This window comes from Priestia sp. FSL H7-0729 (assembly GCF_038005685.1).
Lineage (GTDB): Bacteria > Bacillota > Bacilli > Paenibacillales > Paenibacillaceae > Paenibacillus.
In genome coordinates this window covers 21,019-33,573 of record NZ_JBBOTQ010000011.1, presented here as the reverse complement: position 1 = coordinate 33,573, position 12,555 = coordinate 21,019, and the positions used below count along the sequence as shown (strand labels likewise).

The 12,555-nt window shown below is 49.0% G+C and carries 8 protein-coding genes and 1 other annotated feature; all 8 genes read left to right on the top strand.

What is annotated here, in order from left to right:
* Positions 1-13: 13 nt before the first annotated feature.
* The 8 genes from hemB to MHH93_RS21385 all read left to right on the top strand — a co-directional run bounded on the left by hemB (position 14) and on the right by MHH93_RS21385 (position 12,496).
* Positions 14-1,015 carry a porphobilinogen synthase gene (gene hemB / locus MHH93_RS21420; RefSeq protein WP_017692601.1) on the top strand — a complete coding sequence of 334 codons (1,002 nt, stop codon included), beginning with the start codon at positions 14-16 and terminating at the stop codon, positions 1,013-1,015.
* A gap of 26 nt (positions 1,016-1,041) precedes the next feature.
* Positions 1,042-2,346 carry a glutamate-1-semialdehyde 2,1-aminomutase gene (gene hemL / locus MHH93_RS21415; protein WP_074096251.1) on the top strand — a complete coding sequence of 435 codons (1,305 nt, stop codon included), beginning with the start codon at positions 1,042-1,044 and terminating at the stop codon, positions 2,344-2,346.
* Positions 2,343-3,248, top strand: a complete 906-nt coding sequence (locus MHH93_RS21410) for an RluA family pseudouridine synthase (protein ID WP_500055669.1) — start codon at positions 2,343-2,345, stop codon at positions 3,246-3,248. Before hemL ends, MHH93_RS21410 begins: the two co-directional genes overlap by 4 nt.
* Positions 3,249-3,613: 365 nt before the next feature.
* Positions 3,614-5,146, top strand: coding sequence for a LysM peptidoglycan-binding domain-containing protein (locus MHH93_RS21405; protein WP_500055668.1), 1,533 nt, complete (start codon positions 3,614-3,616; stop codon positions 5,144-5,146).
* 155 nt (positions 5,147-5,301) lie between these two features.
* Positions 5,302-5,583 (top strand) — a binding site (T-box leader).
* A gap of 67 nt (positions 5,584-5,650) precedes the next feature.
* On the top strand, positions 5,651-8,317 hold the full coding sequence (locus MHH93_RS21400; protein WP_500055667.1) for a valine--tRNA ligase: 2,667 nt from the start codon (positions 5,651-5,653) through the stop codon (positions 8,315-8,317).
* A 78-nt stretch (positions 8,318-8,395) separates the two neighbouring features.
* Positions 8,396-9,772: a bifunctional folylpolyglutamate synthase/dihydrofolate synthase gene (locus MHH93_RS21395; RefSeq protein WP_500055666.1), complete on the top strand. Its 1,377-nt coding sequence runs from the start codon at positions 8,396-8,398 to the stop codon at positions 9,770-9,772.
* Between the two features lie 5 nt (positions 9,773-9,777).
* Positions 9,778-11,148 (top strand): UDP-N-acetylmuramate--L-alanine ligase, encoded by a 1,371-nt coding sequence (murC, locus tag MHH93_RS21390; RefSeq protein ID WP_500055665.1) that lies wholly within the window; start codon positions 9,778-9,780, stop codon positions 11,146-11,148.
* Positions 11,149-11,266: 118 nt separating this feature from the next.
* Complete coding sequence (locus tag MHH93_RS21385) at positions 11,267-12,496, top strand: SPOR domain-containing protein (protein WP_500055664.1); 1,230 nt, start codon at positions 11,267-11,269, stop codon at positions 12,494-12,496.
* Positions 12,497-12,555 lie beyond the last annotated feature (59 nt).

Below are 12,555 nucleotides of genomic sequence, written 5' to 3'. Positions count from 1 at the left end.
AGGTTTAACACATATGAGTTTTCCAATTGTACGGCATCGCCGTTTACGTCAATCCACAGGTATTCGCAATATGGTCAGAGAGACCCATCTAACCGTGGATGATTTTATTCAACCGATCTATGTAACGTATGGAGAAAATGTGAAATCCGAAATCAAATCCATGCCGGGGGTGTTCCGCTTCTCACTGGATCGCCTTCAGGAAGAAGTAACAGAAATTGCCGAATTGGGAATTCCGGCTGTGTTATTGTTCGGTATACCAGAGACTAAGGATAGTGTGGGTTCATCTGGCTTTGCTGAAGATGGCATTGTGCAGGAAGCAACGAGATTGATCAAATCGTGGTACCCAGAACTGTTGGTTGTTGCAGATACTTGTCTGTGCGAATTTACCGATCACGGTCACTGCGGCATGGTGCATACTGTGGAGATTGACGGTCACATCTGCGGAGATGTGTTAAATGATGAATCACTCGATCTGCTCGTGCAGACGGCAGTGTCCCAAGCCAAAGCAGGAGCGGACATCATTGCGCCATCCAACATGATGGATGGATTTGTACAAGCGATCCGTGCCGGGTTGGATGAGAATGGATTCAGTCATATTCCGATCATGTCCTACTCTGTAAAATACGCGTCAGCTTTCTATGGCCCATTTCGCGAAGCAGCAGATTCAACGCCGCAATTCGGTGACCGCAAATCGTATCAGATGGACCCGGCCAATGCACGTGAAGCTTTGCGTGAAGCAGAAACAGATGTGCTGGAAGGAGCGGACATGTTGATGGTAAAACCATCCCTTTCCTATCTGGATGTTATGCGCACCATCAAGGATCAATTTGATCTTCCGCTTGTCGCTTATAACGTTAGTGGTGAGTATGCCATGGTGAAGGCAGCGGCGATTCAAGGCTGGATCGATGAGAAAAAAGTCGCCATGGAAATCCTGCTAAGCATGAAACGCGCAGGTGCAGATATGATCATTACCTACTACGGAAAAGACGCTTCACGCTGGTTGGCTGAGAAATAAAATAATCGTTATCAGGGAGGATACTCATGACTGCACAACAAGGTAATCGTCGTAATGATGAGCGCTCACGTAGCGCGTTTGAGGAAGCTAAGCAGTACATACCCGGGGGGGTGAACAGCCCTGTGCGCGCATTCAAATCGGTGGGACTGACGCCGATCTATGCGGAGCGCGGCGAAGGGTCCAAAATTTACGATATTGATGGCAATGTTTTTATTGACTATGTAGGATCATGGGGTCCGCTTATCATGGGACATGCACACCCTGACGTTGTAGAAGCTTTGCGTGAGACAGCCCTTAAAGGAACAAGCTTTGGTGCACCTACCTTGCTGGAGACCGAGATGGCGAAACTGGTCTGTGAGCGTGTACCTTCCATCGATATCGTGCGGATGGTTAATTCCGGTACGGAAGCAACCATGAGTGCCATTCGACTGGCACGAGGGGTAACCGGACGCAGTAAAATTCTGAAGTTTGAAGGATCGTATCATGGACATGCGGACAGCTTGCTGATCAAGGCTGGTTCAGGTGTTGCAACGTTGGGGCTGCCAGATAGTCCGGGTGTGCCTGAGGGCGTAGCTGTGAATACCATTACGGTACCTTATAACGATCTGGAGTCCGTGACGCTTGCTTTTGAACGTTATGGTGAAGAACTGGCCGCTGTTATTGTGGAACCTGTGGCGGGTAACATGGGGGTTGTACCTCCGGCTTCCGGCTTCCTTGAAGGCTTGCGCAGTTTGACGACGCAATATGGAAGCCTGCTTATTTTTGACGAAGTTATGACCGGTTTCCGCGTAGGGTTGAATTGTGCCCAGGGACGGTATGGGGTTACACCTGACCTGACTTGTCTGGGGAAAGTTATCGGTGGCGGACTCCCGGTTGGTGCTTATGGTGGTCGCCGGGATCTGATGGAACAGATTGCCCCTACGGGACCGATCTATCAAGCAGGTACACTAAGCGGGAATCCGCTGGCTATGGCAGCAGGATATACCACGCTCAAATTGTTAACACCAGAGGTCTATGACCGTCTGGAGACACTGTCTGCACGTCTGCAAGCCGGATTCGAGAAAAATGCAGCTGAGACGGGTGTCGCGATAACCATTAACCGTGTGGGTTCAATGGTATGTCCGTTCTTCAGTGCTGTTCCCGTAACCAATTATGATATTGCCAAAGAAAGCAATCTGGATCAATTCCGTCGTTATTTTGCGGCCATGATTGATCAAGGTGTGAGTGTTGCGCCTTCTCAATACGAAGGCATGTTTGTCTCTGGTGTGCACACGGAGCAGGATATTGACGATACGATCGAGGCGAATCGTAAAGCTCTTCAATCGTTATGACGATCAAAAGTTGGAAACGCCGCGGGGAATGGCTTGAGCTGATGCCAGGCAAAGCAGTAACAGGCAGCACGGACAAACCGATGGCTGCGGAGCAATGGCTATTGTCTGAGCTTCAGTTTCCAGAGAAATTGTTACGTCAGCTTAAAGCAAACCGAGGAATACAAATCGCAGGGGACCGGCTTCGGCTGGCCCTTTTTGCGTCTCAGCCAATCGATGTTGAGCCACGCTGGGCTGAGGTGGAGGTCCTGTATGAGGATGATTTCTGTCTGGTTATGCACAAACCGGCAGGCATGAAACTGCATCCGGATGGAAGCCGGGCTGATCAGGCCATCACGCTGGATCATGTGGTTGCCTCCTATTATGAAATGAATGGAATACAGGCAAGTGTGCGTCATGTTCATCGACTGGATGAGGATACAACCGGACCTGTCCTGTATGCCAAAAATGCGTTTGCCCTCACCAAACTTGATGAAGCGATGCGTCGCAAAGAGATTGGCCGCCACTATGTTGCCATTGCAGGTGGACAAATTCCCCTTGAACTCCACAAAATTGATGCTCCCATTGGCAAGGACAGACATCACAAACAGCGCAGACGTGTCTCGGAAGGTGGTCAAGAAGCTGTTACTCATGTGGAGATCGTCGAAGTATGGGAACGAGCAACCCTTGTGCGATTGAAGCTGGATACAGGACGAACACATCAAATTCGTGTACATCTGAGTTACGCGGGACATCCGCTCATCGGTGATGAGTTGTATGGTGGGAGAGCGGATGCCATTGGTCGGCAGGCGCTTCACGGAGAAATGCTGAATTTTAGCCATCCGTTAACTGGAGCCATAATTGAAGTGAATGACCCTTGGCCGTCCGATTTTACACAACTGGCAGAGCGCGAGCGGGCTTATTAATTATACTGTATAAGTTCAACTAACTATTTACACGAAAACGGAAAGGACAGAAACAACCAGAAGAAGCAAAGCGTTCGCCTAAAAGCTTTCTGAAAGAAAGCTGCTTCGGAAGCATAAGCTATCCCCGGATTTCCCTTTTATAAAAAGGAATGAAAAATCTGGGGATAACAGCGATCGGAAGGTTGTTCTGTCATTGGAGTGACAGTGTAAATAACGATGAGTTGAACATATATAGCAAGGTTTTTCAAAAGGTGGCATGCTCATCTCATTCAAGGCATATAGATGGGGTAACGAAGGATTTGGACCATGGATCAGTCCCATGAGAAGGATCATGGTGAACATATGCCGAAAGGAGGACGCCACCTTTGTTGAATCAACCTTATGGTTTGCGGTTCGATATTTATGAGCGCGTTCATTTGTCTGAGGGAGTCCCTGTGATTGAGGAATTGGAAGAAATTGAACTATACCCGCGCATTCAAGTCATAGGGCAGGATGATCATGCCACGTTAAGAGGGCATCTTTTACTAACAGGCGCGTACAGAGGAGAAAATGAGGCTTCAGAGGAGCTCAAACATTTCATTCCCGTGGAGATCACAGTGCCGCTGAACCGGGTCAGATCAATTGAGGATATTTCCATCGAGATTGAAAATTTCGACGTGGATCTGTTATCCAATCGCAGTCTGAACATTACTGGCGTGTTGTCGCTGCGAGGCATCGAGGGCTTTCCTGTTGAAGAGCCGCAAGTGTGGTCAGCAGATGAGTTTACAGTTGTCCACTCACCTGAAGCTCAGCAATCCAACCGTTCCGATGAAGCAGAACAGACAGATAGCGACCCGAACACATTTGCACAAGAATATCTGCTTCAGCGGAGTGAGGAAGAGAGACTTGCGAATGCAGCAGAAATTGCCTATGGTGCGCCGGAATATCATCAGGAATATGCGAACTTATCCTCGGCGGAGCCACTTCAATCGGCGGAGCAAAGTGCGGAGTACGCTAACGAAAACAGACAACCTGATGCAAACGAAGATCCTGCATCTCTGACAGCGAATGGAGATGCACTGGCATCCCAGGAGCAATACAGCGAACCTTCTCCCATCTCGTCATTTATGGCTGAGACCGCTGATCGGTTAGCTTCTTACCCTGAGTCGGAACCATTGCTGCCTCTGGAAGAAGAGTCTTCGGCATGGTCCGAGCCTTCCGTGGATGCATTGCCTGAGGAGCCTAGAAATTCAGATCAAGCAATTTCAGAGCCTACTGCTCAATCATCTAATGAGTTCGCAGCACCAGATGTACCGGACAAACCAGATGTATGGCACTTCGAATCAGCGAGATCTGTACCTCAGCAGGAGAATCAGGCAGTTGATGTTCCGGTTGAACCACAGGCTGAGAACTGGCAAGGTGTATTCGCTGCTTCCGAACCAGGCAACGCTGAGGAAGACCGCCCTTCTTTTGAGACGGCTGGGGTAGATGAGTTTGTGCAGAATGAAGCATTTGTTCCTGAACCTGTGGCTGAGACGGAAGACAAGCCGGAGATGAAGGTTGCTTTTGGCAGCAAAAAGGAATCCGCACCACGACAAGAGGAGGGTGTGGGTATCTCTTCCTTGTTATCCTCTGGCAGATCAGCACGCGATGCTGAAGTGGAGAGAGGCGAAGAGGTTCCAGCTGGTGTGATACAGGAAGAAACGTATGCACCAGAGGATGTGGAATGGAAGAATCTGTTCCTGAGAACGATCGTGGACCAGACGCCATTCCGTAAAGTGAAACTGTGCATCGTCCAGCGGGAAGATACACTGGATGCCATTGCAGATCGATACCAATTGAGCACGAGGGAACTTCAGTTGTATAACCGATTGTCTGAACAAGTTGTGGAAGAAGGTCAGATATTGTACATCCCTTAATCCGTAGTTAAAGCCTTCGTTACGACCCGTGATCCCCTTGAGGATTGCGGGTTTTTGCATGATTTGCCCTAAACCTGCATTCCAGCGCACTTTATCCACTGTTGTCAGGTTGACTATCGCGCACGAGCAAGGTATGATGTGTGTAGGTTTTTTGAAGAACAACGTGGAACGGGAGTAGTAGACAGTATGACCTTTCAGAGAGTGGAATTGCAACGCTGTGAGATTCCGCAGGAACCAACTGATCGAAGTCGCCCGGGAGTTGCCTGTTTGAATACAAGGGATGAATGAGAGTTACCGTCATTTATTTCTGAGGTAGGATGGGCCGGTAGCAGCCGTTATCTGCTTGAAGTGTCACGTCATGTACAGAGGGTGAAGTCTATCTTGCTGTCAGCGTGAAACAAAGGTGGTACCGCGAAAGCTAACCTTTCGTCCTTTGATGGATGAAAGGTTTTTTTTGTTTTTTTTGGCGAAGATGATGAAGATGAAGTAACGGAGGAATGACACATGTCTGAGGAAAAAAAATCAGCTGCAACAGAAATGCCGACCACTTACGATCCTAAAGCGGCAGAGGACAAATGGTACTCCACCTGGATGGAGCGCGGATATTTCAAAGCCGGTCAACGTAAAGATGCCGAGCCGTATACGATTGTAATTCCACCCCCGAATGTGACCGGGATGCTGCATATCGGGCATGCGCTTGACTTTACACTGCAGGATATTCTGATCCGCACAAAACGCATGCAGGGTTACGACGCACTGTGGCTCCCAGGTTCCGACCATGCAGGTATTGCTACCCAAACCAAGGTGGAGCAGAAACTGCGTGAAGAAGGTCTGACCCGTTATGATCTGGGACGCGAGAAGTTTCTGGAGAAAGTATGGGATTGGAAAGATCAATATGCCACGACCATTCGTCAACAATGGGGCAAAATGGGGTTGTCACTTGACTACTCACGTGAACGTTTTACGCTGGATGAAGGTCTGTCCCAAGCGGTTCGCAAAGTATTTGTTCAGCTGTATGAAAAAGGCCTTATTTATCGTGGCAAACGCATCATTAACTGGGACCCGGTGAACCGGACTGCCCTGTCCGACATTGAGGTTGAATACAAAGAGGTTCAGGGTCACCTGTACCATCTGCGTTACCCGCTCAAAGACGGAAGTGGCTACGTTACAGTAGCAACAACGCGTCCTGAAACGATGCTGGGTGATACAGCGGTCGCTGTTCATCCGAAGGATGAGCGCTATGCAGATATGATTGGCAAAGTCCTTGTACTGCCTATCATCGGACGAGAAATTCCAATTATCGCTGATGATTATGTGGATAAAGAGTTCGGAAGTGGTGCAGTTAAAATCACGCCTGCGCATGATCCGAATGACTTTGAAGTAGGTCTTCGTCATGATCTGCCTCAGATTACGGTCATGGATGAGAGCGGCACAATGAATGCAGAAGCCGGCAAGTATCAGGGACTGGATCGCAGTGAATGCCGCAAGCAGATTGTTGCTGATATGAAAGAGCAAGGTGTACTGATCAACATCGAGGATCACACGCATCAGGTTGGACACAGTGAACGTACCGGCGCTGTTGTTGAACCGTATCTGTCTACCCAGTGGTTTGTTGAGATGAAGCCACTTGCAGAGAGAGCGATCAAGAAACAACAAAGCGGCGAAGGGGTTAATTTTGTTCCAGATCGTTTCGAGAAAACCTATCTGAACTGGATCGAGAACGTTCGTGACTGGTGTATTTCCCGTCAACTATGGTGGGGACATCGTATTCCTGCCTGGTATGATGAGGAAACGGGTGAAATCATCGTATCTGCTGAAGATCCGACTACGCTGCCAGAAAATGCTGGACGCAAGCTCAGACAGGATGACGATGTACTCGATACTTGGTTTAGCTCCGGCTTATGGCCATTCTCCACACTAGGCTGGCCGGAAGATACGGAAGACCTGCAACGTTATTATCCGACAAGTGTACTTGTGACAGGGTATGACATCATATATTTCTGGGTTGCACGTATGATTTTCACTGCACTGGAATTCACGGATGAGATTCCGTTCAAGGATGTGCTGATGCATGGTCTTGTTCGTGACGCAGATGGACGCAAAATGTCCAAATCACTGGGTAACGGTGTAGACCCACTGGATGTAATTGAGAAATACGGCGCAGATGCAATGCGTTACATGATCTCAACCAGCAGTACGCCAGGTCAGGATCTACGTTTCCGTTGGGAACGGGTGGAGCAGGCTCGTAATTTTGCCAACAAGATCTGGAATGCTTCGCGCTTTGCATTGATGAATCTGGAAGGATTCACCTATGAGGATCGCGACATCAGCGGAGAGCTTGGTACAGCGGATTATTGGATTTTGCACCGTCTGAACGAAACTTCCCGCGATATTACGCGTCTAATCGAAGCGTATGAATTTGGGGAAACGGGTCGTGTGCTTTATAACTTTATCTGGGATGACCTGTGTGACTGGTACATTGAGTTTGCTAAACTGTCCTTCTACGGGGAAGATCCGGTTGCCAAGAAAAAAACGCAATCCGTGCTGGCTTATGTGCTCGATCAGACTATGCGTCTGATTCATCCGTTCATGCCATACATCTCCGAAGAGATCTGGCAGCATCTGCCGCATGAAGGCGAGACGATTACGCTGGCGTCTTGGCCGGTATATGATCCTGCTCTTGAGAACCCAGAGGCTGTGGCCGAGATGAACCTGCTCATGGATACCATTCGTGCAGTTCGGAACATTCGTGCAGAAGTGAACGTGCCGATGAGCAAAAAGATCGAATTGATGGTAAAAGCAAATAGCCCTGAAGCGTCCAGCATCATCGAACGTAACAGCCATTACATCAAACGTTTCTGTAATACGTCCGAGTTCGATAGTGGGCTGGATCTAAGCTCCCCGGATAAGGCAATGACTGCAATCATCACAGGAGCAGAGCTATACTTGCCACTGGCTGGTCTTATCGATATCGAACAGGAAGTGGCTCGCCTGGAGAAAGAGTTACAGAACCTTGAGGGCGAAGTACTCCGTGTGGAGAAAAAGCTGTCGAATGAAGGCTTTGTTGCCAAAGCGCCTGCCAAGGTTATTGAGGAAGAGCGCGCCAAGCAAGCAGACTATTCCGACAAACGGGATAAAGTGATTGCACGAATCAAGGAACTGAAAGGCTAATATATTTGGGTCGGATGGAGAGCCATTATGCCATCCGGCCGCTTTTTTCACTCAAACTCGGGACCGAAGGTGAATCAGATGACGGAATTAGACGGGACAGATGCAGCAGCTCCTTTACTTACGTATAACGAGGCCGTGGACTGGATCAATGGCCTTATTCCTTTTGGCATCCGACCTGGATTGGAACGAATCGAGAGTCTGATGTCTATGTTAGGCAATCCTCACCAACGTCTCAAATTTATTCACGTCGCGGGAACGAACGGCAAAGGTTCGACTTGCGCTTTTTTGACGTCAGTGCTTCTTCAGGCTGGATATGATGTGGGTACCTTTACGTCGCCTTATATCACCAAGTTTACGAACCGTTTTCAATACAACGGCGAGGATATTCCGGAAGAGACTCTGTTGAAGATCTCTAACCGTCTTCGCCCGTTGGTTATGGAAATGGCATCTACTCCGCTTGGTTCCCCAACGATGTTTGAGGTGTCCACGGCTCTCGCGCTTCTGTATTATGCAGAAGAGTGCTACCCTGATGTTGTGGTATGGGAGACGGGGCTGGGGGGAAGGATGGACGTAACGAATATTGTTTCGCCTGTTGTGTCCGTCATCACCAACATTGGTATGGATCACACGGATGTGCTTGGAGATACGATTGAGCAGATTGCTGGAGAAAAGGCAGGCATTATCAAGCCGGGAGTCCCCGTTGTGACCTGCGCGATGCAACCCGAAGCTGTGAAAGTGATTCAGGAGAAAGCACAGCAGCTTCAATCAAGCCTGTATTTAGCTGGAGATCAATTCTCTTATCATCGACTGGAGAGTAATGAGAACGGACAATCTTTTCATTTTACCGGCCCGTTTCGTGATCTGGACGTTCGCATACGCATGCAGGGCTCACATCAATGTGACAATGCTGCGGCCGCACTGATGGTGCTTGAATTGCTTAGACAATACATGGCATTTATGCTGGATGACAACGATATTGCACTTGGACTGGAGAATGCTTTCTGGGCAGGAAGATTCGAAAAAGTCGTCGATGAACCCCGAATTGTGCTCGATGGAGCACATAATCCGGAAGGGGCAGAGTCACTGGCCAAGAGCATTACGGAAGTCTATCCTCACAACAAGTTAATTTTGATGATGGGTATGTTGGCAAATAAGCATCACGAAGCGTATTTGCAGCATATACTGCCACTAGTGGATACGCTGATCCTGACCGAGCCAGATTTCCGACGCAAAATGGATGCAGCCGAATTGCTGCAGATTGTCGAACGGGTACGTCCCGCCATTGCGAAGCAGGAACTGGAAATCATCGTCGAGCCCGAATGGGCAAAGGCACTTGATCTATTGAAGTCACGGACGGAAGCGGAAGATCTGGGGGTGGTCTCCGGCACACTGTACCTGATTGCGGATGTGCGGGCAGCCCTTTTGCATCAAACCGATTCTGAAAAAGGTTGGTGAAAGTTTTGTTAAATACATCGGAACACGTTCATTTTATAGGGATTGGCGGATATGGCATGAGTGCCATCGCAAGAGTTATGTTGGAAATGGGATACACCGTTACCGGATCGGATGTCGCTTCACAGGAGTTGACCGAGAAGTTGGCAGCCAAGGGAGCGAAAATATATATCGGACATACGGCAGAGCACGTCACTGGAGCAGACCTGGTTGTATACTCTACGGCAGCGCCTGCTGATAATGTGGAACGGGTAGCGGCTGCAGAGCTGAACATTCCGATTCTGCATCGTTCTCAGATGCTTGCACGTTTGTTGAACGAACGTAAAGGTGTGGCTGTAGCCGGAGCTCACGGTAAAACAACAACCTCATCCATGATTGCACTGGTTATGGATAAATGTGATACGGATCCGACATATATCATTGGCGGAGAGATCATGAATGTGGGCACCAACGCCAAGGCGGGCCAGGGCGACTGGGTAGTCGCTGAGGCGGACGAGAGCGATGGCTCATTTTTGCAGTACCATCCATGGCTCGGTATTGTAACCAATATTGAGGCAGATCATCTGGAGAATTACAACAGTGATTTTGAGGAACTGAAAAAAGCTTATGTGCAGTTCCTGAGCCAGATTCGTCCGGAAGGAACAGCCATTGTGTGCTCTGACGACGAGAATGTTCAAGCGATTTTGCCAGAACTCAAGTCACGGATTACAACCTATGGTATTGATCGTGCTGCAGATTATACGGCAACGGATATTGTACTGGGCGATCGACGTATCTCCTTTACGATGAATCATCAGGGTTCTGCTATGGGCACGGTGGAATTATCAGTGCCGGGTAAGCATAACGTTTATAATGCGATGGCCACTGTAATTACCTGTCTGGAAGCAGGTATTCCATTTGAGAAGATTGTGGCAGCGATCATCCAGTTCCACGGAGCCAAACGCAGATTCCAGGTATTGGGCGAGGCGCGTGATATGCTGATCATTGATGATTATGCTCATCACCCAACTGAGATTGAAGCGACCATTAGTGCAGCCAAAGCAACAGGCAAACGCATTATTGCGGTATTCCAGCCACAGCGTTATACACGTACGTTCTTCCTGCTGGATGCGTTCAGTCGTGCTTTCGCGGAAGCGGATGAGGTGCTTATTACGGATATCTATTCTCCTGCGGGCGAAAAACAGATCGAAGGGGTAACCTCAGCCAAACTGGTTGAACTAATCGTTCAAAACAGTAATGCATCTGCACGGTACCTTCCTACGAAAGAGGAAGTTGTAGCTGATCTGCAGCATCGTTTGCAGCCAGGAGACCTGGTGATTACGATGGGTGCGGGTGATATCTGGAAAGTCGGCGATACACTTGCCAAAGGCTTGAAATAAATTATTTGAGAAAATGCCTGTCTTCGATATGAAGCAGGCGTTTTTTTTGCGTTATTAGGAATGTATTCTGCCTTCTCTGCATATAGCTGATATAAATGGGACAAAGGAGAGGGTACGGGTGAGCAATGCTAGAATGACGTTTCGCTTCGGGGATCATGAGTCGGACAAGCCTGGAAACAAGAGGAGTTCCGCGTCCAGTCCATTGGGTACGTTAAGTGAAGAAGTACCGCATCATCAACCGCTAACGCCTAAGCAGATGGATGCAACCCCATCATGGACGCCTGAGGATATCCCCGGAGACTGGGGAGAGACAGTGCTGACCAGCTCTACTGTACCTGAACCTGACGAGCGGGTGAGCCCTGATTCGAACTTGAACTTGGATGAACCCCATTATTTGGGGAGCCGTTCCGGTTACGGTTATGATAATTATTCAGAAGATCCGGAGGAAGAGCGTCGCCATCTGTCTAATGCCCAGGATGATCAGGGCCACGACTGGCTTGCAGATTCCGAGAACTATTCCTATAAGCGCAATCGCCCTCCAAGGGGCTGGAAAATGATTGGTTCTGTCACTGGGGCACTTGTTACCGGAGCACTTTTTGGCATGGTTATTCTTTCATTTTTTAATAAAGAAGGAGCTGTCAAGCCAGGCGATCTTCTGCCCGCCAATCAGGCAGTTTCCACAGTGACGGGTCAGGAGGGGGCTGCAGGTACAGCGCAGCAGCAACAGACAGCGGCGACTGGCAGCACGTATTATGCACTTCAATACGGCGTGTTCAGTTCTCCTGAACGAGCTGAGCAGGCCAAGCTTGAGCTGGCTCAGGCAGGTATAGCCGCAGGGTCTGATCCTGAAGATGGCAATCGAGTATATGCAGGCATTTCGGCTGATCGTGAAGAGGCCAAGCTACTTAGCTCCAGGCTAAAAGCTCAGGGAGTCGAACTGTATGTCAAGGAGATCGTGAACCCGGAGATCAATCCGGCTATATTCGGTGGCAAGCAAGAGGATGTGCAGCTTTTCTTCACAAACAGTTCTGCACTGGTCGAACAATTGTCTACCTTGTCCATTCAGCAGTTGGGACAATCCGCACCGACAGCAGTCTCAGCAGAAACGATGACTGCGATTCAGAATAAGCACCAGTCATGGTTAACCGGTCTGAACAGCCTCTCACCCGGCCTGACTGCAGAGGTACAACCTATTGTTGGTGGAATGGAGAAATCAATGAACAGTGCAATCACGGCTATTGCAGAGTACAACAAGAACCCGGATGATGTGCACATGTGGTCCGTGCAGTCCGATCTGATGGAATATGTTCTACAGCAGAAAAAATGGCTCGAAGCGATTAAGCAGTAACATGCTCTTTCCCATAACAACGCTTGGAAATACCGATCCGGCAAGGAACTGGAAATAGT